A 21,908-nucleotide genomic window follows, 5' to 3' on the forward strand; every position below is an offset into this window, starting at 1 on the left:
TTTCACGGTTGTATCACACTTTCTTCACTCAACTCAAACAAAAAATATCAATTTACGCGCGAATCGCGGTTGTATTGCCAAAATATGGCAAATACAACGCTAAGGATTGCAACAACCAGCATCGGTAGATCGCCAAAAATACCGTAGAGAGGAGTACCTATTCTCTGCGGAAGTTTGCCATCAATAAGGCCTCGCTCGAAGATGGCGAGCTCTTCGACCACCTCTCCCCTTGCATCGACAATCGCGGAAATGCCTGTATTTGCTGCCCTAATCAGCGGCAGCCCGGTTTCGATCGCCCGCATGCGCGCCTGGGCGAAATGCTGGTGCGGCCCGGGCGTGCGTCCGAACCAGGCGTCGTTTGTCACGTTGAGAAGAAAAGTGGGAGTTCCGGCAACAGCGCCCGGGCCGCCCGGAAAAATTGCCTCGTAACAAATCATGGGTAGAAAACTAAAACTTTCGGAGGTGGTCAATACACGCGACTGATACCCTGCCTTGAAGCCGTCAAGAGGGCCGGCAAGATTTAATATTCCGAGTTTTTCCAGCACAGGTTTCAGCGGCACATACTCGCCGAAGGGCACCAGGCGAACCTTGTCGTAAATGCCGCGCAGGGTGCCGTCGCCACCGACAATGAAGACGCTGTTGAAATAGTCCGGGCCGTTTGCACCGTTCTCTGCGCGGATTGCACCGGTCACAAGTTCCGACCGCCCGCCAAGTGCCTTGCCGATCCGGAACAGCGCGCCCGGCTCCTGCATCAGCAGGAAGGGAACCGCCGATTCCGGCCAGACCACGAGGCGCGGCTGTCCGATGCGGGCATTGCCGCCGAGCGGTGCCTCGGTCATATCGAGAAAGGTTTGGAAGATTTCGTCGCGCAGCTCCGGCCGCCATTTGTCCCGCTGGTCGATCGACGGCTGGACGATGCGCAGATCCAGCTCCGCCGGCGGCAGATCTGTCTGCCAGAGCCGGACGGTTCCGAACACGGCCGTCAGGGCCAGCACCGCCGCAGCACAAGCAACAGCCCTGACACGGGCACGAAAGGGACGGGAATCTGCGAGCAAAGCCGGCGCGGCAAAGACCGCGACCGTCAGGAAACCGAGACCGTAGATGCCGAAGAGACTCGCCGCCTGCGAGAGGGTCAGCGAGCCGGAAAGACCATAGCCGAAGGCGTTCCAGGGAAAGCCGGTGAGTATGTGGCCGCGCAGCCAGTCGGTTAGCGCAAGGCAGGCCGCAAGGAGCAGAATGCGCCGGAACTGGTCACTCCAGAGCATTGCCGCGACAGCGACGCCGAGACCGGTGAAGAGCGCAAGGCCCGCCGGCATGGCGAGCACGGCAAAAGGCATCAGCCAGGCGAAACGCTCCGCCTCGACCAGGAAGGCCGCACCGATCCACCAGAGGCCTGCGAGGAAATAGCCGAAGCCGAAGAGCCAGCCGAGCGCAAAGCCTGTCCTGAACCGTTTGCGCTTTCCGCCCTGCCCCGGATCGACCGCACCATCCAGCAGCCAGACAAGACCGGGAAAGGAAATCAGCAGCAGGACCGTGACATTGTAAGGGGGAAGCGCGGCGGCGGCGAGCGCCCCGCACAGCAGACACAACAGGCGGCGCTGCCAGCCCCATGCCAGAAGAAACGTGTTCGGCAGGACTGAAAGGCGTTGCGACAACCAGTGCATCAGGGGATTTCTCCAGTTCCGGCGCATTTGGCTGCGCCTGCGGACAGGAGATTTGTCGGCTCACAGGAACCGGGTCAAGGCCTAATCTGTTTCCGATGCCTTCCCGGAGGCGGCGTTTCAGCCGCCCCGGCTGGATACCACGGCCTTTCCGGGAGACGTTTCCGACTCTTCCCGCGCGCCCGGTTGAGCAGGGCCGGCGGTCGACGGTTCGGCTGCTCCCGCCTCCCCTTGCGAGCTGTCCGATTTCTTGGGCCTGCGGCGGATTTCCGGCTGCCGGATTTCCGTGCGCCGGCGGCGGATCTTCAGCCGCTTGATGCGCCTCGGATCGGCGTCCATCACCTCGAATTCGAAGCCCGGCACTTCTTCCGGCACCAGCAAAAGCTCGCCACGGACCGGCACGCGCCCGACGGAGAAATAGAGCAAGCCGCCGAGCGTATCGACGTCCTCGGAAATCTCGCCATCCGTCAACTGGGTGCCGAGCACTTCGTCGAGATCTTCCAGCGGCAGGCGCGGATCGGCGATCCAGACGCCGTCACCGGCAACAGCCAGCATCGCCTCTTCGTCCTCGTCGTGCTCGTCCTCGATATCGCCGACGACCTCCTCGACAAGGTCTTCCAGCGAGACCAGGCCATCGGTGCCACCATATTCGTCGATGACAAGCGCCATCTGGATACGATCTGCCTGCATCTTCGCCATCAGGTCGGTTGCCGGCATGGAAGGGGGGACGAACAGGAGATTGCGGATAAGGTCCGTCGACTTGAGCGTCACCGACAGGTCGACGCAGGACAGATCCAGATCCGGCATGTTGTGGCCATTGCGGGCGGGAACGCCCGAAGAAAGCGGTTGCAAGTCGGTTGCATCCGCATCCTTGTCCACAAAAGTTGCAGAACGGCCCGATGCACCTCGCTCCGCGATATAGGCCATCAGGTCCTTGATGTGAACCATGCCGCGCGGGTCGTCGAGGGTTTCCTCGTAGACCGGCATGCGCGAATGACCGCTTTTCTGGAACAGCTCCATCACCCGGCTGAGACTGGTTTCCAGTTCGACCGCGTCGATATCGGCGCGCGGGATCATAACGTCATCGACGCGCAGCTCCCTGAGACGCAGGATGTTGCCGAGAAGCATGCGTTCTTCCGGTGAGAAGGCAGCATCGCCCCCCTCACGCGCAAGCTCGTCTTCCAGGTTCTCGCGCAGGCTCGACGACTGGCGCCCCAAGCGCAGCATGCGTTTGAGATGATCGAGTATGGCCGCAGACTTCTGCGGCTTCGGCTGTTGCGGGTCTTCCCCGTCCTGTGACTGCCCGGTACTTGCGGATTTTTGCCCGCCCGCCGGACTTTGCGGTTCAACTGCGCTCATTGTCCATCAATCAAGAGGTCACACCCCATGATGCCCTCAAGCGCCATCGGCCACAAGAGGCCGGTCCGCATAAGGGTCATCGATACCCAGAGAGGCCAGGATGGCTTTCTCGAGGCTTTCCATCAATTCCGCTTCATCGCTTTCCTGGTGATCGTAATCGAAAAGGTGAAGCAAACCGTGAACTGTCAGATGGGTAAGGTGATCATTAAATTCAATTCCCATGTCGTCGGCTTCCGCCGCGACGGTTTCGTAGGCAAAGACGATGTCGCCGAGCAGCGGCCCGTAGACGTCGCCTTCAGGATCACTGCCGGGAAAGGACAGCACGTTCGTCGGCTTGTCCTTGCCGCGCCACTTGGCGTTCAACCCCTGGATCGTCCCGTCATCGGTGAAGAGGAGGGAGACTTCCGTTCCCTCCATCACCTGCAGGCCAGCCTCGGAAAAAGCGGCCGCAACCGCCCGGTCCGCCAGCTCCGCAAGGTCATCCTCATCGGGCCATGCGCCCGCCTCGATCGAGAGGTCGATCTGAAATCCGTGCGGCAGGGGGTCAGGCATGGTCTCGCATGGCTCTTCAGGAAGCTGCGGCTTCGCGCTGGCGTGGCGGCACGCCGTCACGGTCGGTGTGACGCTGGCGCTCGGCAAAGCGGCGCTCACGCGCTTCGGACTCTTCGCGGGAGGCGTTGTCATAGGCCGTGACGATGCGTCCGACCAGCTCGTGGCGGACGACATCGGTCTCGTTGAAGCGGATATGGGAGACTTCCTGAATATCCGTCAGCAGTCCGAGGGCCTCGCGCAGGCCGGACTTCTGGCCCGACGGCAAGTCGATCTGGCTCGGGTCGCCGGTGACGATCATCTTCGAGCCTTCGCCGAGACGGGTCAGGAACATCTTCATCTGCATCGACGTGGTGTTCTGCGCTTCGTCAAGCAGAACGACGGCGTTGGAGAGCGTGCGGCCGCGCATGAAGGCGAGCGGCGCCACCTCGATCATGCCCGACTGCAGGCCGCGATCGACCTTTTCCGCCGGCATCATTTCATAGAGCGCATCGTAAATCGGGCGCAGATACGGGTCGACCTTGTCCTTCATTTCCCCCGGCAGAAAGCCAAGGCGCTCGCCGGCTTCCACGGCGGGACGGGAAAGGATCAGGCGGGCCACATCGCCGCGTTCCAGAAGGGCAGCGGCATAGGCAACGGCCAGGAAGGTCTTGCCGGTACCGGCCGGACCGGTGCCGAAGATCAGGTCGGCGCGGTCCATGGCGCGGATATAGGCGTCCTGGGTCGGCGTGCGGGCGACGATGGTCTTGCGGCGCGTTGCGATCTGGGCAAAGGCAAGACGTGACTTGGGCTCCAGGGTCGGCAGCGGCAGCTGTGCCTCGGCGGTCGCCGCCATGCGCAGGGCGCCATCGACGTCGCCCGGATGGATCTCCTGTCCCTGCAGCAGGCGTTGATAGAGCGCTTCCAGCGCGTTGCGCGCCTGGGCGCAGCCGACCTGGGAACCCTTCAGCGTGACCTGATTGCCGCGGGCAATGGCGTCGATGCCGAGCCGTTGCTCGATCAGGGCGAGATTCTGGTCGAACTGGCCGAAGAGATCGCCGATCAGCCGGTTGTCTTCAAAGGCAAGGACAATATGGGTCATGTCGGAGGCCGAAGCGGCCGCAGCTGATTGAACCGAAGACTTGCGGGATGAAGAGTGGCTGTCGCGCGTCAAATGACGTCTCCTTTAGGCCGCCGGGGCCGGAATGGCGCCGGACCTTCCAGCTTCATCTTGCCCCGCAATCAGCCGTCCGAACAGAGAATTGGTCCCGATCTCAACGATTTCCACCGCTTGTATGGATCCGATCAGATGCTCGGGCGCGTCCACTTGCACCGGCTGCAACCAGGGCGACTTGCCGACCAGTTGTCCGGGATCGCGGCCGGTCTTCTCCAGCAGCACGTCGCAGGTCATGCCGCGGCGCGACGCATTGAAGGCTTTCTGCTGTTCTGCGACCAGTGCCTGCAGCTCGAGCAGCCGGGCGGATTTGACGTCTTCGGGCACCTGATCGTCCATGGTGGCGCCCGGCGTTCCCGGCCGCGAGCTGTATTTGAACGAGAAGGCCGAGCCATAGCCGACGCGGCGAATCAGATCCATCGTGTCCTTAAAGTCCTGATCCGTCTCACCCGGGAACCCGACGATGAAGTCGCCGGAAAGGGCGATGTCCGGCACGGCCGCGCGGATCCGGTCGAGCAGACGGAAATAGTCCTCGCGCGTGTGCCGCCGGTTCATCGCTTTCAGAATCCGGTCCGAACCGGACTGCACAGGCAGGTGCAGGTAGGGCATCAGGCTCTTGAGATCCCGGTGCGCCTCGATGAGGTCGTCGTCCATGTCGCGCGGATGGCTGGTGGTGTAGCGCAGCCGGTCGAGCCCGTCGATTTCCGCAAGGCGGCGCAGCAGACGGCCGAGCCCCCAGGTTTCGCCATCCTGAGCCAGCCCATGATAGGCATTGACGTTCTGGCCGAGCAGCGTGACCTCGCGCACGCCGGACGCCGCCATGCGCGTTGCCTCGGTGACGATCTGCTCCACCGAACGGGAAACCTCCGCGCCGCGGGTATAGGGCACCACGCAGAAGGTGCAAAACTTGTCGCAGCCTTCCTGAACGGTCAGGAAGGCGGACGGCGCCCGCTTCTGCAGCGGCCTTTCGGCCCGCTCCGACAGGTGATCGAATTTCGCGTCGATATCGAACTCGGTTTCGACGACCTTGGTGCCTGCGCGTGCTTTCTCAAGAAGCGAGGGCAGCTGATGATAGCTCTGCGGGCCGACCACAAGATCGACGATCGGTGCACGGCGGGAGATTTCCTCGCCTTCCGCCTGGGCGACGCAGCCGGCGACGCCGACCATCATGTCCTTGCCTGCCTTTGCCCGTTCTTCCTTGACCTTGCGGATGCGGCCGAGTTCCGAATAGACCTTCTCGGCGGCCTTTTCACGAATATGGCAGGTGTTGAGGATGACGAGATCCGCGTCCTCCATGTCTTGCGTCGTTTCGAAGCCCTCGGGTGCCAGCACGTCGGTCATGCGGTCGCTGTCATAGACGTTCATCTGGCAGCCATAGGTACGCACAAACACCTTGCGGGTGTTTCCTGCCTTGGCATTGCCGGTCGTCTCGACGGCGGTGGCAGCCGTTTCCTGCTCTCGTTCCATGCGGGTCGTCATTCGCTTCAAACAGCGCTCCCTGGCGCTTTACTCGGCCCTATCCGGCGGCCGGCATGTCGTGGGTTGGGTGCCGATGGGCGGGACCTTGTGGCCCTTCACGCCTGCCGTTCCAGCCAATTTCCGGCTCCGGGCAGCACCTGTCTAAATCAAGGCGCCAGCTTTAGCGGTTTTTTCCGCGTTTGAGAAGAACTCGATTGGCTTGATTTCGCCAGTTTCTTCGCTTTCGCCAGTTTCTTCGCCTTCAACGGTTTCTTGGCTTTCAATGGGCTTTTGCAGGAGCGAGGCGACAGTCATCGCCCGTACATCCGTTTCAAGCCGGCGCGTGAGCGCCTTCCGGTCCGTATCCCGGTCGACCAGAACCGGCTCGCCCCAGCGCACAACCACGTCCAATGCCCCGTGGGTAAAAATGCCCCACAAGTGCCCCGCAAGTTCCATATCGCCGTACCAGGCCACATGCGGCCGGTGTGCGCGTCCCATCGGCAGGCCGTAGAAACCCTGGTAGGCGACGGAGAGCGGCTGGACCCAGACCTTCCGTGTCTCTTCCCCGCCGACGGCACGAGTCGCCGCCCCCAGCAATGCGGAGCGGAACGGCAGCACGCAATTGCCGTCGTTCGACGTTCCTTCCGCAAAAAGAACCATGGCGTCGCCCTCCGCCATGCGCACTGCGATGGCATCGGCCACCTGGGCGGTTTCCGTCCGACGGGTGCGGTTGACGAAAACCGTGCGCTGGAGCTTGGCGAAGAGGCCGAAGACGGGCCAGCCGGAAACCTCCGACTTGGCAATGAAGGAGAGCGGCATCAGCGAGCCGATCACGGTGATATCGACCCAGGAGGCATGGTTGGCGGCGATCAGCAGCGGCCGGTCGGCGGCCGGTGTCCCGATCTGCCGGATCTTGATGCCGACAAGGCGGGTCGCGACCCGGTGCCAGAGATGGGGCAGGTTTCTTTGCGCCGGCAGCTTCAGTTTCACGGCGATCCATTGAAGCGGGATCAGCACAAGCGAGACCAGCGTCAGCACAAGGATGATGAAACCGCCCTTGATCTCAGCCATCGCCCTTGCCGCCTTTGTTGTCCTTGGGCGCATTCAAGGGAACGCCGTAGAGTTCCAGACGGTGATCCACCAGTCTGTACCCCAGTTTCTTGGCGATGAGATCCTGCAAGGCCTCGATTTCCTCGCTGCGGAACTCAATCACCTGACCGGAGCGCAGGTCGATGAGGTGGTCGTGGTGTTCGTCGGGAACAGTCTCATAGCGCGAGCGGCCATCGCGAAAATCGTGCCGTTCGATCATGCCGGCATCCTCGAACAGCTTCACCGTGCGGTAAACGGTGGAAATGGAGATGCCCGGGTCGATCTCGACGGCGCGGCGGTAGAGCTCTTCCACATCCGGGTGCTCATCGGAGGCGGCCTCGATGACCGAGGCTATGACCCGGCGCTGCTCGGTCATGCGCATGCCCTTGGCGATGCACATATCCGCCAGTGCCGATTGCCGCTCTTCAGCCATGGGTGCCGTCCGCTGTCTGGTTACCGTTCGTCGCTACAGCGCTTAACCAAGATCGATGCGCATGACAAGCGCCGTGCCGTCTCCCCCACTGGCGCCGTAATAGCCCTTGCGCGTGCCGACCTCCTTGAAACCGAGGCCGCGATAGAGCAGCAGCGCCGATTCATTGGCCGCGTCGACTTCCAGGAACAGGTGCTTGCAGCGCTCGCCATAGAGGCGGAAGAGAGCATCTTCCATCAATTTCTTGCCGATGCCGCGGCCACGCTGGCGCGGATGCACGGCGATGGTGATGACCTCTGCCTCGTCGGCGGCCCGACGCAGGATCATGAAGCCGAGCGGTGCGCGCGTGCCATAGGGGCTCGCCCGGCGGGCCACCAGGAACGTCGTGCCGTCCTGTGCCATCATCCGGCTGAGTTCATCGACATTCCATTTGTGCTTGAACGACAGCGCGTGAATTTCGGCAATCTTCGGCAGATCCTCGTCCAGCGCCTGTTCGATTACCGGCGGCTGGGTCCAGAACCACCAAAAGCTCATTGCCTCTCGATCCTTCCCTTCTTTTGCGGCGTCGCATCGGGCGGCCGCAAATAAAGCGGTGAAGGGGATGATTTCGCCGGTTCCGCGATGATCCCCAGTTCGGCTACGTCCCGAATACAGGGGAATGCGAGGCTAGACAATATCCGGCCGGACGGCAGGCCAAGGTGTTCCGAGATTTTTTCCGCGGCCGATCCGGCAAGTCGCGTGCCGTCGGGCAGATATTCCGCCAGCCCGGCGATGGCCCGGACACCCGCCTCTTCGGCCGGCGCACCCGACGCATGGAACAACTGGCAATAGACCTCGTCGCCCTTGCCCGAGAGCGCGACCAACAACGGCGCGCCTCCGTCCTTCGGCGCGGCGGCACGGGCGATGGCGGCGAGCGTCGTCACGCCGACGACTGGTTTGCCCAGCACCAGCCCGAAGCCGCGGGCAACAGCCAGCCCGACGCGCAGGCCGGTGAAACTTCCGGGTCCGACGGTGACCGCCACCCGGTCGAGATCGGAAAAGGCCGTCGACGTCTCGGCCATGACTTCGCCGATCATGTCCATCAGCTTTTCCGCATGTCCACGGCCGATCTCCTCGCCGCAGGCCTCATAGCACGCGGTTTCCACACCGTCGTCGAGGACGGCGGCAGCGCAATTGGCAAGGGCAGTGTCGATGGCTAGGACGCGCATTCCGGTTTGGCTCAAGGTTTTTCTCCACCCTGCCACTACCCCGGAGCGGTCCTTCTGTCGAGCGGGGCTTTGGACCTAAGTCCAATGGGGGGCTTGCGTTCCACAAGGAACGGGAGTCGGGAATATTACGGGTGCCCGTCGCGGTCCGGAAATTGATCCCCCGCAAAAACAGTCTCTCCGTCGTCATCCCGGATCTCCGCTTCGCTGCGTCCGGGATGACGATCTGCGAAGTTGAAACAAGAAAGGCCCGGCGGTTAGGCCGGGCCTTTGAAATTCTTCGGAAAACTCCCGATCAGATCGGGCGGACTTCCTCGACTTCCGGCACGAAATGGCGCAGCAGGTTCTGGATGCCGTGCTGGAGCGTCGCCGTGGAGGACGGGCAGCCGGCGCAGGCGCCGCGCATGGAGAGGTAGACGATGCCTTCCTTGAAACCCTTGAAGGTGATGTCGCCGCCGTCCTGGGCGACTGCCGGGCGGACCCGGGTCTCCAGCAGTTCCTTGATCGTGTTGACGGTTTCCTGGTCGCCTGCCTCGAAGAACTCGCCTTCCTCGATATTTTCGGACTCGTCCGTCGCCATGACCGGCTGACCGGACATGAACTGTTCCATGATGACACCGAGGATCGCCGGCTTCATATGCTGCCAGTCGGTGTCGTCCTTGGTGACGGTGACGAAGTCATGGCCGAAGAACACGGCGACGACACCCGGCACATCGAACAGCTTCTCGGCGAGCGGCGAGACGCCGGCATCCGCCTTGGAGCGGAAATCATAGGTGCCTTCCGGCAGCACGACGCGCCCCGGCAGGAATTTCAGCGTGGCCGGATTCGGCGTTGCTTCCGTTTGAATGAACATTTTCTTCGTCCTTGCGCTTCGTTCTCGCGCCCTTTTTCGGCCGTGTTCCGCGCATCCCCTCAAATCGCAAAACACCGATGAGTTCTTTTAGCGTAACTCGCTACAGTTTGGAACAGTTAAAAACTAGATAGGTGCAGATCCGCGCCGGTCAACCGGCACAGCGGAAGGATTTTTTAAGGACTGCCCCGTGGTTACGCCAGTGCTGCAATGGAATCGTCGTCCAGGTTGCCCGGAACGATGGTCACGGGGATCGGGAAGGTTCCCGCGGACTTGCCGGCAATGGAGGAGACGAGCGGACCCGGGCCTTCGGACCCGGTGCTTGCGGCCAGGATCAGGATGGCGATGTCGGCATCAGCCTCGATCAGGTCCAGGATCTCCTCGGCCTTGGTTCCCTCTCGCACGACGGTTTCCGGCTCGGTGCGGGCAACGGAGCGCACCCGCTCGGCAGCCTTGGCGAGCGAAGCCTCGGCTTCCTCCTGGGCTTCGGCCCGCATGATGTCCTCGACCCCCAGCCAATGCTGGAAGTCGCCCGGGGCGATGATGAAGACCAGCGTCACCACGCCGCCTGTCCGGGCCGCGCGCTTGGCGGCATAGACAATCGCCCGGTCACATTCGGGCGTTTCGTCGACCACGACCAGAAATTTCCGGCGGTGGCCTTCCTCGTTGCTTTTACGAATGGCTACCATGGAGCGCATGCTGCCATCGGTCCGCGCGCACCGCAAGCGGCGAAATCGCCGCGTTCACAGCCTGCATTTCCCCTCGACGGCGACCCGGGAAAGTCTACTTTAGAAAGGAGCAAGCGGGACAGCGGACACCGAGCGCATGGTGCAAGTCGACTGGTCAGCAAGAGGGCGCGCGCGCGTTTATACCTGTACCGTACTGGGGACAGCAGGCTGTATCGCGGCTGCCTTTGTCCTCGACAGCTTTTCCTTTATCGACGGGACCTGGCGCTGGGGCAGCAATCCACTCAGCAATCTCATCATCCCACTGCTGATCGCCCCGCCGATTTTCCTGTACCTTCTCAGCCGGATGCGGCTGCTATCCATCGCACATCAGGAGCTCGCCCAACTGGCTGCGACCGACAGTATGACCCAGATGCTCAACCGGCGGGCGTTTTCGGAGAAAGTCGAGAGATTGTTGCAACGGACGGATCCTGCGGGCGGTTACGGCACCGACGCACTTCTTGTCATCGATGTCGATCACTTCAAACAGGTAAACGACTGCTATGGCCACGATGCCGGCGACGACGCTCTGGTGCTGATTGCGGAAGCGATACGCGGCTGCCTGTGCACGGCCGATCTGGCCGGCAGGCTCGGCGGCGAAGAATTCGCCCTTTTTCTGCCCGGGCAGCCGCCTGACAGCGTCGCCAATTTCGCCGAGCGGCTGCGGCAGGCCGTCCGCAATATCCGGTTCTCGCCCGAAGGCAAACCGCATCCGCTGACGATCAGTGTCGGCGGCATCATTTTCGACGGCGCGCCGACTTTCAGGGAGCTCTACCGGCGCACCGACAAGCAGCTTTATCTCGCCAAGCACAACGGCCGCGACCGGGTCGAGCTCAAAGTTGTTGCCAGGGATACGGTCGAACCTGCCTGAACGGTCGGCTCTTTTGCATCGCTGAAACGGCAATACAATCCCAGCCTCATCCTGAGGAGCCTGGCGATGCCAGGCGTCTCGAAGGATGGGCCGCTTGCTCCGAGTGTGCTGCCCATCCTTCGAGACGGACCTAAAGGTCCTCCTCAGGATGAGGGAGTGAGTTGTTGAACCAACCGGTAAGAACTCGCAACCTCTCCGACTAAAGAATGAACTTCGACAGGTCGACGTTCTTGGCAAGGTCGCCGATGTTGTCGCGGACAAGCTTGGCCGTGATCTCGATCTCCTCGCCCGGCCGGTCGGGCGCGGTGTAGGAGATTTCGTCGAGGATCCGCTCCATTACCGTCTGCAGCCGGCGGGCGCCGATGTTTTCGACCGAGGCATTGAGATCAACCGCAATGGAGGCGATTTCCTCGATGGCATCCTCGGTGAAGGAGAGCTTCACCTTTTCCGTCTCAAGAAGGGCCACATACTGCTTGATGAGGCTGGCTTCCGGCTCGGTCAGGATCGCCCGGAAGTCGTCCTTGTCGAGGGCGCGCAGCTCCACCCGGATCGGCAGACGGCCCTGCAGCTCCGGCAGGAGATCGGACGGCTTGGCGACGTGGAACGCACCGGAGGCAATGAAGAGGATGTGGTCGGTCTTCACCGGACCGTGCTTGGTGGAGACGACGGTGCCCTCGATCAGCGGCAGCAGGTCGCGCTGCACGCCCTCGCGGGAAACATCACCTCCTGCACGGCCTTCGCGGGCGCAGATCTTGTCGATCTCGTCCAGAAAGACGATGCCGGAATTTTCCACCAGCGAGATCGCTTCCTCGACCACCTTGTCCTCGTCGAGCAGCTTGTCGGATTCCTCGTTGATCAGGAGCGCGTAGCTGTCGCGCACCGTGGTGCGCTTGGTCTTGGTCTGGCCGCCGAAGGCCTTGCCGAGGAGGTCGGAGACATTCATGACGCCGACGCTGGCCCCCGGCATTCCCGGCAGCTCGAAGCTCGGCATCTGGGCATTGGCCCGCACTTCGACCTCGATTTCCTTTTCGTCCATCTCGCCGTTGCGCAACTTGGACCGGAAACTCTCGCGGGTGGCCGGGCTGGCATTCTTGCCGACAAGCGCATCCAGCACCCGTTCCTCGGCAAGCACGTGCGCCTTGGCCTTTACCGCCTCGCGCTTCTGGTCGCGCACCAGCGTGATACCGGCTTCCACCAGATCGCGGACGATCTGTTCGACGTCGCGGCCGACATAACCGACCTCGGTGAACTTGGTGGCTTCCACCTTGGTGAAGGGCGCATTGGCGAGCTTTGCCAGGCGGCGGGATATTTCGGTCTTGCCGACGCCAGTCGGGCCTATCATCAGGATGTTCTTGGGAAGAACCTCCTCGCGCATCTGGCCTTCGAGCTGCTGGCGGCGCCAGCGGTTTCTGAGAGCAATGGCGACCGCGCGCTTTGCGTCCTTCTGGCCGACGATGTAGCGGTCGAGTTCTGAAACGATCTCACGCGGAGAAAAATCGGACATTTTCTAAGACACGCCTTCCGTGTTTTTAAGTTCCATCAGCAAGCTGTCGCCGGTGCGGCCCAGAAGCGCTTCAATCTCCGTAAACCCCGCCTTGCGGTAGGCCTTGACGGCCCTGAGGTTTTCCGGATCGGGATCGATGACGATCCGTTGATGGCCTTCCTGACGCAGGGTGCGAATGAACGCCTGCAATACTTGTGTTCCGAGACCCCTGGACAGATCCTCCGGTGCCGCGATCGAGAGATCGACACCCACAGCGTCCGAGGGAAGTTCGTTCAGCCAGGGATAGTCCCTGGCAAATTCCGTATGCTGCTGGTCGCCAACGAACCAGACCTGGATGTAACCCATATCCCTGCCGTCCATCTGGAAGATGAACGGCTTGGTCGTATCCCGTCCCTCGATCATGTCCCGGACGTAGCCGACCTCTTCCTGAGGGTCGCCCCACCATTCCCGCCAATGCGGCCTCTGCATCCAGTCCAGGAGCATCGGCAGATCGTTCTCGGAGACCGGTCGGAACGTGATCATCGCGGCCTAGTCCGCAGTGTCCAGCGATTCCAGCGTCACGCTGGTATTGGTGTAGACGCAGATTTCCGCGGCAACCGCCATGGCCTTGCGGGCGATGGTTTCCGCGTCAAGGTCCGTGTCGGAAAGCGCGCGGCCGGCGGCAAGGGCATAATTGCCGCCCGAGCCAATGCCCATGATGCCGCCTTCCGGTTCCAGGACGTCCCCGGTACCGGTCAGCACCAGCGAGACATTCTTGTCGGCCACCAGCATCATCGCTTCGAGGCGGCGCAGGTAGCGGTCGGTGCGCCAGTCCTTGGCAAGCTCCACGCAGGCGCGCATCAGCTGTCCCGGATACTGCTCCAGCTTGGCTTCCAGACGCTCAAACAGGGTGAAGGCATCGGCGGTCGCCCCGGCAAAGCCGGCGATGACGGCGCCCTTGGCCAGCGGCCGCACCTTGCGGGCGGTGTGCTTGATCACGGTCTGGCCGAGGGAAACCTGGCCGTCGCCGGCGATCACCACCTTGCCACCCTTGCGCACCATCATGATCGTCGTCCCGTGCCACTGGGCCGGTTCGCGCGTTTCGTTCATAAAGTCCTCTCGGGTTTCTTTTTCTGCCGCCCTATGTAGGCGGCAAATCCGGCATTTCCAAGCGGTCAATGCCGCGCAGGCCCAGGAGGGTCCTGAAGAAGGTGTCTACGATTGTTCTTCAAGCGTCAGTGGGACATCTCGATCCGGGTCGCCCTGAGCAGCGCCTCGACCAGCCGGTCGAGCTGCCCGCCCGCCCGCTCGTCAGTCAGTTCGCCCTTGTCGTCAAAGGCGCTTGCGGCTTTCGCCACGACGACCATCTGCGGAAGCACCATCGCTCCGAGACCGACTTCCAGGATGGTGCGCATGCCGATGAGGCCGCGCATGCCGCCAAAGGAACCGGGGGAGGCGGAGCCCAGCGCAAAGACCCTGGTCTTGAACGGATCGCCCGCCTCCTTCACCCGGCTGATCCAGTCCAGCGTGTTCTTCAGAAGCGGGGTGATACCGGCATTATATTCCGGACAGGCAAGGAAAATTCCGTCCTGACTCTGGAACAGGCGCTTGAGTTTCTTGGCGTTTTCCGGAACGCCATTGCTCCCTTCCAGATCGCCGTCGTAGACCGGCAGGGGATAGTCTTTCAGCGACAGGTGTGTCACCCCGGCATCCAGGATCGCCAGTTTCTTGGCGGCCAGCGCTGCCAGCTTGCCGTTGTACGATCCGCTCCGGCTCGATCCGGAGCAAACAAGGATTTTCGGGTTTCGCATCAACAGGTTCCCTGACCGCCTTCACCATCCTGCCCGTCAGAAGCCAGGCTGGTTCTCATTACGGGTCAGTGTAATCGGTTTTGCCGGAAATGGGAGATCAGGCTGTGGGCAACCCTGCCGGAAGCCGGTCAATGCCCCTTGCGATAGACCCAGACACGGGCCGGCGGCAGGTTCTTCCAGACCCATTCGGAACTGAGCACCGACACGGCCCGGCTTTCGGGCTTCACCGGCGCCGTCAGGCCATAGGAAAACTGGATGAAAGGTGCCCCCGGCTTCAAGAGCTCCAGAGCCTCGTCCAGGAGGGCCTTGCGTGCCGGTTCCGGCCGCGTCAACAGCGGCAGCGACGAGACGATGCCATCCAGCTGATGGCCCCGTTCCGCGCTGTCTTCCAGTACACCGCCAGCGGCAGACAGGGTCTCCCGCAAGGCATAGGCATCGCCGCGCACCACCCGCATGCCCGGATAGCGCAAGGCCAGAAGCTCGCAGAAATCGGAACAATATTCCACCAGGCTCAGCTGCTGGGTGGAAAAGCCGCGGTCGAGAAGAGCCCTGGTGACAACGCCTGTGCCCGGTCCGAGTTCAACCACGCGAGAATGCGGCCGCGGCGTCAGGTAGGAGGCCATTTTTGCGGCAAGCTCCGGTCCCGACGGCGTGACGGCCCCCGTCCTTAGCGGATTTTGCGCCCAGGATCGGATGAATTTGACTTCATCAAGGACCTTTGCCCGGACAGCGCTTGCCTTTTCGAGTTTCTCCCGAAGGGCTTCCCGGTGCCCGCCATTGCGTTTCAGCATTTTACCTCATTCTCCCCCACGGGGCGAATATAGGAGTGATTGCAACAAGATGCTATGGGCAAGCGCAGATACTGCATGCCGCGTCGAAACGGGTTCGGCCGGTTATGCACCGAGATTGTCGATGAAATCCTTCACCTTGGAGAAAAAGCCGGCCGATTCCGGATTGTTCTCGCCGGAGGATTCCTTTTCGAACTCCGCCAGCAGCTCGCGCTGGCGCCGTGTCAGGTTGGTCGGGGTCTCGACCGTGACCTGGATATACATGTCGCCATGCTGGCTGGAGCGCATCACGGGCATGCCCTTGCCGCGCAGGCGGAACTGCTTGCCGGTCTGGGTGCCTTCGGGAACCTTGACCCGGCTGGTGGCGCCTTCCACCGTCGGCACGTCGAACTGGCCGCCGAGCGTTGCCGTTGTCATGGAGATCGGCACGCGGCAGTAAAGATCAGCGCCATCGCGCTGGAAGAGTTCGTGCGGCTTGATCGACAGGAAGATGTAGAGATCCCCCGCCGGGCCGCCGCGGACGCCCGCTTCGCCTTCGCCGGCAAGGCGGATCCGGGTGCCGTCCTCGATGCCGGCCGGAATATTGACCGAAAGCGTGCGCTCCTGGGTCTTGCGGCCGGAACCGCCACAGCTGTTGCAGGGATCGGTAATGACCTGGCCGCGGCCCTGACAGCTCGGACAGGTGCGCTCCAGCGTGAAGAAACCTTGCGCTGCGCGCACGCGGCCGGCACCGCCGCAGGTGCGGCAGGTGCTGGGGCTGGTACCGGGCTTCGCGCCCGAACCGGAACAGTTGTCGCAAGTGACGCTGGTCGGCACTTCGATTTCCACCGTCTTGCCGGTGTAGGCCTCTTCCAGGGAGATATCGAGATTGTAACGCAGGTCCGCCCCGCGTTCGCGCCCGCCGGAGCGGCGCCCGCCACCCATGCCGAAGAATTCCTCGAAGATGTCCGACATGGTGGAGGAGAAGTCGTGCGCGCCCGCACCGCCGCCGCCGCCGAAACCGCCGTTTTCGAAGGCCGCATGGCCGAAACGGTCATAGGCGGCCCGTTTCTGGCCGTCCTTCAGCGTGTCATAGGCCTCGTTGACTTCCTTGAACTTGGTTTCGGCCTCGTGGTCGCCCGGATTGCGGTCCGGATGGAATTGCATCGCCATCTTGCGGTAGGCGCTTTTCAGCACCTTGTCGTCCGCATCGCGCGAAACACCCAGCACCTCGTAGAAATCACGTTTCGACATCAAGATCTTCCGGTCTTGTTGTTGCACCGCTGGCGGCCCTGGCAAAAGCCGGCGCCAATTACGGCGAAGGCGCCGGGCACTTATGCCCTTTTCATCAGGCAGTCAGGCAACCGGCGCCGGGAATTCCGCAGCCAGCCGTTTCCGGCTGGCTGCCTTTTTACAGTTAAGCGGATTTTTTGTCGTCTTCGTCTTTGACTTCTTCGAAATCCGCATCGACGACATCGTCGGCCTTGGCCTTCGGGTCGGCTTCTTCCTCGCCTTCCTGGGCTTCAGCTTCCGCCTGGGCGGCCTGATACATGGCTTCGCCAAGCTTCATGGACGCTTCGGCAAGTGCCTGGGTCTTGGCCTTGATGTCTTCCAGGTCCTCGCCTTCCAGCGATGACTTGAGGCTTTCAAGCGCGGTTTCGATCGCGGACTTGTCGTCGCCGGAAACCTTGTCGCCATAATCCTTCAGCGACTTCTCGGTCGAGTGCACGAGCGACTCGCCCTGGTTCCTGGCTTCAACCAGTTCTTTCCGCTTCTTGTCCTCGTCGGCATGGGATTCAGCGTCCTTGATCATCTGTTCGATGTCATTATCGCTGAGGCCGCCGGAGGCCTGGATGCGGATCTGCTGTTCCTTGCCGGTGCCCTTGTCCTTGGCGGACACGTTGACGATGCCGTTGGCGTCGATGTCGAAGGCAACCTCGATCTGCGGGACGCCGCGCGGTGCGGGCGGCAGGCCGACCAGGTCGAACTGGCCGAGGATCTTGTTGTCCGCCGCCATTTCACGCTCGCCCTGGAAGACGCGGATGGTCACGGCCGTCTGATTGTCTTCAGCGGTCGAGAACACCTGGCTCTTCTTGGTCGGGATCGTCGTATTGCGGTCGATCAGACGGGTGAAGACACCGCCGAGGGTCTCGATGCCGAGCGACAGCGGGGTGACGTCGAGCAGGAGAACGTCCTTGACGTCGCCCTGCAGAACGCCGGCCTGGATCGCCGCGCCCATGGCCACGACTTCATCCGGGTTCACACCCTTGTGGGGCTCCTTGCCGAAGAACGTCTTCACGGTTTCCTGGATCTTCGGCATGCGGGTCATGCCGCCGACCAGAACCACTTCGTCGATCTCGCCCGGTGCGAGGCCTGCGTCTTTAAGCGCGGCCTTCATCGGCTCGATGGTGCGCTTGACCAGGTCTTCGACCAGCGATTCAAACTTGGCGCGGGTCAGCTTCAGGGTCAGGTGCTTCGGACCGGAAGCGTCCGCCGTGATGAACGGCAGGTTGATTTCGGTCTGGGACGAAGAGGACAGCTCGATCTTGGCCTTTTCTGCAGCTTCCTTCAGGCGCTGCAGGGCAAGCTTGTCGTTCTTCAGGTCGATGCCCTGGTCCTTCTTGAACTCGGCCGCCAGATAGTCGACCAGGACCATGTCGAAGTCTTCACCGCCGAGGAAGGTGTCGCCGTTGGTGGACTTCACTTCGAAGACACCGTCGCCGATTTCCAGAACGGACACGTCGAAGGTACCGCCGCCAAGGTCATAGACCGCGATGGTCTTGCCGTCGTTCTTGTCGAGACCGTAGGCAAGCGCTGCCGCCGTCGGCTCGTTGATGATGCGCAGCACTTCAAGACCCGCGATCTTGCCGGCATCCTTGGTTGCCTGGCGCTGCGCGTCGTTGAAGTAGGCCGGAACGGTGATCACCGCCTGGGTCACTTTTTCACCGAGATAGCTCTCGGCGGTTTCCTTCATCTTCTGCAGAATGAAGGCAGACACCTGAGACGGGGAGTATTTGTCGCCGTTGGCTTCCACCCATGCGTCGCCATTGTCGGCCTTGACGATCTCGAACGGGACGAGCTTCTTGTCCTTCTCGACGGTCGGGTCGGAATACCGGCGACCGATCAGGCGCTTGACGGCGAAGAGGGTGTTTGTGGGGTTCGTAACGGCCTGGCGCTTCGCCGGCTGGCCGACGAGACGTTCGCCGTCGTCGGAGAAGGCCACCATCGACGGGGTGGTGCGGGCGCCTTCTGCGTTTTCGATAACTTTGGAATCCTTGCCGTCCATGACGGCGACGCACGAGTTGGTCGTGCCGAGGTCGATACCAATGACCTTTGCCATTTTAAGCCTCTCTTTCTAGCAAACCGGAAAGACCCATGAAGGCGTCAGTCCGGCTCCTCTCACTTGGGTTCCGGGTTTCCCCGGACAACGCACCAGAACCAGGGGTTCGGGATTTGGCGCGAAGCTTGACCGCTATATAGGTGGATGAAACTTTGCCTGCAAGACATCTGTCCACCGGCAATGCGCGAGAGCGGAGATTCTCGCGAAAGTCTTGCCTCAAGGTTACCGGCTTCAGGATCTGCACTGGAAAGATCTTTTCCCCGACAAAGCACCTTCAATCCCGGCGTCACCCGGGCAAGCAAGACGCTCTTACAAACAGGGGTAACACCGGGATCGGCCCGATGCCGTCAATTGCTCCGAAGTCCCGATAGCTGAATTCGGTGCCCGATTCCGGAATTGATAAGAGCTTTGACGTACGATCGGTTCAAAGTCCCGCTGCGCCTGAGAGGGAGGACCTGAATGCAGAATGCCGCGCTTTGGACCCGGATCGCCGCCTGCCATCCCGACGATGTGGAGGCCGATTTTCGCTTTTCGCACCGGCTTGCCCGCGACAATGGCTGGAGGAAACGCTATGCGGAACGGGTCGTGCTGGAATATCTGCGCTTTGTCTATCTCAGCCAGCTGAAGGCGGGTATCGTAACGCCGAGCGACGAGGTCGATCAGGCCTGGCACCTGCATCTGACCTATACCAAACATTACTGGGGTTGCTTCCGCGAAGCGCTCGGCCAGCCGCTGCACCACATGCCGACAAAGGGTGGACCGGACCAGGCGGCGCTGTTTCGGCAGGCCTACGCTCGCACGCTGGATCTCTACCGGGACGAATTCGGCGAACCGCCGGCCGATATCTGGCCGCCGGAGGACATCCGCTTCGGCAAGGCCCCCCACTTCCAGCGGGTCAACACCCGGGATGTCTGGCTGATCAGCAGGCCGACCCTGCCCGGCAGACTGAGCACGGCGCTCAACCATTTCGGCCGGCTGCCGTCGAAAGCGAGTGTCGCAGCACTGGCCATCGCTGCCTTCGCCTTCGGCACCGGGCTGGCCTTTGCGCACGGCGAACCACAGGGTGACACATTCATTGAACGTCTGCGCAGCATGGTCTGGCACTGGGCGACGGAGCACACAATCATCTTCCTGGCGGTTGTCTTCGTGATCTTCATCGTGGTGCGCGCCATTTTCATCAAGGCGACCGGAGGCGGTTCTTCCGGCTGCGGGGCCGGATCCGGCTGTGGCACCCATGGGAGCGGAGACGGTGGCGGTTCTGGCTGCAGCGGATGTGGTGGCGGCGACTGAAGTCATTCGCTAGAAAGGCCTCATGCAGGACCTTTCGATCAATGGCCTTCACGGCCTTTCCTATCTGCCCGGCCACTTCGACCGCGCCGGCCAGGAAGCGCTTCTGGAAGAGATCCGTGCAATCGTCGCGGAGGCCCCCCTGTTTCGGCCGGTCATGCCGCGCACGGGCAAGCCGTTTTCGGTCAGGATGAGCAATTGCGGTCCGCTCGGCTGGGTGTCTGATATCAAGGGCTACCGCTATGAGCCGACCCATCCGGAGACGGGCTGTCCGTGGCCTGCAATGCCGGAGCGGTTGCTCGGCCTCTGGGCCGGGGTTGCCCCGGACCCCCCTGAACCCGAGGCCTGTCTCATCAACTTCTATGAGCCCGGCGCCAGGATGGGCCTGCATCAGGACCGGGACGAGGAGATGTTCGACGCGCCGGTGGTGTCCATTTCCCTCGGCGACAGCGCGACGTTCCGCGTCGGCGGGCTCACCCGGAAAGACCCGACGAAATCCTTTCGCCTGCAATCCGGCGACGTCGTCGTCCTCGGCGGCGAGGCTCGGCTCGCGTTCCACGGCATCGACCGGGTGCTGGCGGGCACCTCCACGCTTCTCAAAAGCGGCGGCCGGATCAACCTGACGCTAAGGCGGGTGACGCCGGCTTGATCTTTCGGCTCAGGCTTCGACGTAGCGCGCCTCATAGCTCACCGGAAAACTCACCGACCGGGCGATGTAACACACCTTGTGGATCTCGTGATGGATGGCGTCCGCCCTTGCCAGATCCGTCCCCGCCGGCACCGTGATGACGGGCTTCAGGACGGCACGCAGGAAACGGCCCGCACCCGAGGCCTCTGTCTCGCCCACGGCCACCGGCGCATCCTCATAAGAAGAGACCGCGATGCCTGCATTGCTGGCCAGGTGCAGGTACCAGAGCATGTGACAACTTGCCAGGGAAGATAACAGCAGGTCTTCCGGGTTGTGCAGGGTTGGGTCGCCGCCGAGAAGCGGGTCGTTCGAACAGTGAACCACCGGTTTGCCCGGCGTCCGGATCTCCCAGGTCCGGTCATAACCGCGATAGGTTCTGGTGCCCTCGCCCCGGTTGCCGGTCCATCGGATCAGCGACGAATAGTCATGCTCTTTGCCCATAGGCACCTCCAAAATGTATACATTTATACATTTTTCAATTGCCCGCCGGTGTCAAGAGGTCTATAGGCAAATTACAGAGGAGACTTCATGTCTGCAGAAAAGATCGCGACCGCGCTGGAAGACGAGATTGTCAGCGGAGCCCACCGGCCCGGCGTGGAATTGAAACAGGGAGAAATTGCGGCCCGGTTCGCCGTCAGCCGCATCCCCGTGCGCGATGCGCTGCAGCTTCTGGCCGCGCGCGGGCTGATCGATCTTGTGCCCAACCGGCGGGCCCGGGTCATCCGCCTGTCGGCCGCCGAGATCGAGGAAGTCTACGATCTGCGCGTTCTTCTGGAAACGGATTGCCTGCGACAGGCCATCCGGCGGGTGACGCCGGCGGAGCTGGAGCGCATCGACAAGGCGCTCGCCCATTCCAACATCGATGCAACGACAAGCCGATGGGCCGAGAGCGACTGGATGTTTCACGAGACGCTCTATGCGCCGGCCCGCCGCCCGCGACAAATTGCGATGATCGAAGAACTGCGCCGGACCTGCCGGATCCACATCGCCGGCTACGGAATTCTGCCGTCGCGCACGGAAGACTGGCTGCAGGACCATGCAGACATAGTGAAGGCGATGAAGACCGGGGCGGAGGACGAAGCCGTCAGGATCCTCGAGCGCCACATCGCGACCGCGCGCGGTACATTGCTCGCGGCGTTGGCGGACTGAGGCCGGGAACCGGCATCAGGGGCACCCCGCCAA

Annotated in this window: 23 protein-coding genes; 4 read left to right on the top strand and 19 right to left on the bottom strand. The window is 62.2% G+C overall.

Translation table 11 applies throughout. The annotated features are described in order from the left end of the window. Positions 1–47: 47 nt before the first annotated feature. The 11 genes from lnt to ACX3M4_RS16140 all read right to left on the bottom strand — a co-directional run bounded on the left by lnt (position 48) and on the right by ACX3M4_RS16140 (position 10,443). Positions 48–1,664, bottom strand: a complete 1,617-nt coding sequence (lnt, locus tag ACX3M4_RS16090; RefSeq protein WP_459354015.1) for an apolipoprotein N-acyltransferase — start codon at positions 1,662–1,664, stop codon at positions 48–50. Between the two features lie 117 nt (positions 1,665–1,781). Further along, positions 1,782–3,020, bottom strand: a complete 1,239-nt coding sequence (locus ACX3M4_RS16095) for a hemolysin family protein (RefSeq protein WP_459354016.1) — start codon at positions 3,018–3,020, stop codon at positions 1,782–1,784. Positions 3,021–3,056: 36 nt separating this feature from the next. After that, on the bottom strand, positions 3,057–3,572 hold the full coding sequence (ybeY, locus tag ACX3M4_RS16100) for an rRNA maturation RNase YbeY (protein WP_459354017.1): 516 nt from the start codon (positions 3,570–3,572) through the stop codon (positions 3,057–3,059). A gap of 16 nt (positions 3,573–3,588) precedes the next feature. Then, entirely contained in the window at positions 3,589–4,650 is a 1,062-nt protein-coding gene (locus ACX3M4_RS16105; RefSeq protein ID WP_459354018.1) for a PhoH family protein, read from the bottom strand. Positions 4,651–4,734: 84 nt separating this feature from the next. After that, positions 4,735–6,189, bottom strand: a complete 1,455-nt coding sequence (miaB, locus tag ACX3M4_RS16110) for a tRNA (N6-isopentenyl adenosine(37)-C2)-methylthiotransferase MiaB (protein WP_459359442.1) — start codon at positions 6,187–6,189, stop codon at positions 4,735–4,737. 153 nt (positions 6,190–6,342) lie between these two features. Further along, complete coding sequence (gene olsA, locus ACX3M4_RS16115) at positions 6,343–7,251, bottom strand: lyso-ornithine lipid O-acyltransferase (RefSeq protein ID WP_459354019.1); 909 nt, start codon at positions 7,249–7,251, stop codon at positions 6,343–6,345. Further along, positions 7,244–7,702 (bottom strand): Fur family transcriptional regulator, encoded by a 459-nt coding sequence (locus ACX3M4_RS16120; protein WP_459354020.1) that lies wholly within the window; start codon positions 7,700–7,702, stop codon positions 7,244–7,246. Before ACX3M4_RS16120 ends, olsA begins: the two co-directional genes overlap by 8 nt. A 42-nt stretch (positions 7,703–7,744) precedes the next feature. Further along, positions 7,745–8,233, bottom strand: a complete 489-nt coding sequence (gene rimI, locus ACX3M4_RS16125; protein ID WP_459354021.1) for a ribosomal protein S18-alanine N-acetyltransferase — start codon at positions 8,231–8,233, stop codon at positions 7,745–7,747. Then, positions 8,230–8,907, bottom strand: coding sequence for a tRNA (adenosine(37)-N6)-threonylcarbamoyltransferase complex dimerization subunit type 1 TsaB (tsaB, locus tag ACX3M4_RS16130; protein ID WP_459359443.1), 678 nt, complete (start codon positions 8,905–8,907; stop codon positions 8,230–8,232). The genes rimI and tsaB overlap by 4 nt, the downstream gene beginning before the upstream one ends. 292 nt (positions 8,908–9,199) lie before the next feature. Further along, entirely contained in the window at positions 9,200–9,757 is a 558-nt protein-coding gene (locus ACX3M4_RS16135; RefSeq protein ID WP_459354022.1) for a NifU family protein, read from the bottom strand. 191 nt (positions 9,758–9,948) lie between these two features. Next, on the bottom strand, positions 9,949–10,443 hold the full coding sequence (locus tag ACX3M4_RS16140; protein ID WP_459354023.1) for a universal stress protein: 495 nt from the start codon (positions 10,441–10,443) through the stop codon (positions 9,949–9,951). 136 nt (positions 10,444–10,579) lie between these two features. Between ACX3M4_RS16140 and ACX3M4_RS16145 the strand changes: the two genes are divergently transcribed. After that, entirely contained in the window at positions 10,580–11,350 is a 771-nt protein-coding gene (locus ACX3M4_RS16145; protein ID WP_459354024.1) for a GGDEF domain-containing protein, read from the top strand. Positions 11,351–11,549: 199 nt separating this feature from the next. On the opposite strand, the gene hslU is transcribed toward ACX3M4_RS16145, so the two are convergent. The 7 genes from hslU to dnaK form a co-directional block, all read right to left on the bottom strand. After that, positions 11,550–12,854, bottom strand: coding sequence for an ATP-dependent protease ATPase subunit HslU (gene hslU, locus ACX3M4_RS16150; protein ID WP_459354025.1), 1,305 nt, complete (start codon positions 12,852–12,854; stop codon positions 11,550–11,552). A 3-nt stretch (positions 12,855–12,857) separates the two neighbouring features. Further along, a complete protein-coding gene (locus tag ACX3M4_RS16155) occupies positions 12,858–13,376 on the bottom strand; it encodes a GNAT family N-acetyltransferase (protein ID WP_459354026.1) in 519 nt (172 codons plus the stop codon). A 6-nt stretch (positions 13,377–13,382) separates the two neighbouring features. Then, a complete protein-coding gene (gene hslV, locus ACX3M4_RS16160) occupies positions 13,383–13,943 on the bottom strand; it encodes an ATP-dependent protease subunit HslV (protein WP_459354027.1) in 561 nt (186 codons plus the stop codon). A gap of 125 nt (positions 13,944–14,068) precedes the next feature. Further along, positions 14,069–14,644: an NADPH-dependent FMN reductase gene (locus ACX3M4_RS16165; protein ID WP_459354028.1), complete on the bottom strand. Its 576-nt coding sequence runs from the start codon at positions 14,642–14,644 to the stop codon at positions 14,069–14,071. Positions 14,645–14,772: 128 nt separating this feature from the next. Next, positions 14,773–15,435: a class I SAM-dependent methyltransferase gene (locus ACX3M4_RS16170; RefSeq protein WP_459354029.1), complete on the bottom strand. Its 663-nt coding sequence runs from the start codon at positions 15,433–15,435 to the stop codon at positions 14,773–14,775. Positions 15,436–15,537: 102 nt separating this feature from the next. Further along, entirely contained in the window at positions 15,538–16,665 is a 1,128-nt protein-coding gene (gene dnaJ, locus ACX3M4_RS16175) for a molecular chaperone DnaJ (protein ID WP_459354030.1), read from the bottom strand. Between the two features lie 163 nt (positions 16,666–16,828). Next, positions 16,829–18,751, bottom strand: a complete 1,923-nt coding sequence (gene dnaK, locus ACX3M4_RS16180; protein WP_459354031.1) for a molecular chaperone DnaK — start codon at positions 18,749–18,751, stop codon at positions 16,829–16,831. A 459-nt stretch (positions 18,752–19,210) separates the two neighbouring features. On the opposite strand from dnaK, the gene ACX3M4_RS16185 reads away from it, so the two are divergent. Together ACX3M4_RS16185 and ACX3M4_RS16190 are read left to right on the top strand one after the other, a co-directional pair. Continuing rightward, the gene (locus tag ACX3M4_RS16185; protein ID WP_459354032.1) at positions 19,211–20,041 is read left to right on the top strand and encodes a glycine-rich domain-containing protein; all 831 of its coding nucleotides are present in this window, start codon (positions 19,211–19,213) and stop codon (positions 20,039–20,041) included. Between the two features lie 22 nt (positions 20,042–20,063). After that, positions 20,064–20,687, top strand: coding sequence for an alpha-ketoglutarate-dependent dioxygenase AlkB family protein (locus ACX3M4_RS16190; protein WP_459354033.1), 624 nt, complete (start codon positions 20,064–20,066; stop codon positions 20,685–20,687). A 9-nt stretch (positions 20,688–20,696) separates the two neighbouring features. On the opposite strand, the gene ACX3M4_RS16195 is transcribed toward ACX3M4_RS16190, so the two are convergent. Beyond that, on the bottom strand, positions 20,697–21,167 hold the full coding sequence (locus tag ACX3M4_RS16195; protein ID WP_459354034.1) for an OsmC family protein: 471 nt from the start codon (positions 21,165–21,167) through the stop codon (positions 20,697–20,699). An 87-nt stretch (positions 21,168–21,254) separates the two neighbouring features. Between ACX3M4_RS16195 and ACX3M4_RS16200 the strand changes: the two genes are divergently transcribed. Continuing rightward, positions 21,255–21,875 carry a GntR family transcriptional regulator gene (locus ACX3M4_RS16200; protein ID WP_459354035.1) on the top strand — a complete coding sequence of 207 codons (621 nt, stop codon included), beginning with the start codon at positions 21,255–21,257 and terminating at the stop codon, positions 21,873–21,875. Positions 21,876–21,908 lie beyond the last annotated feature (33 nt).

Source organism: Roseibium sp. M-1 (assembly GCF_054515675.1).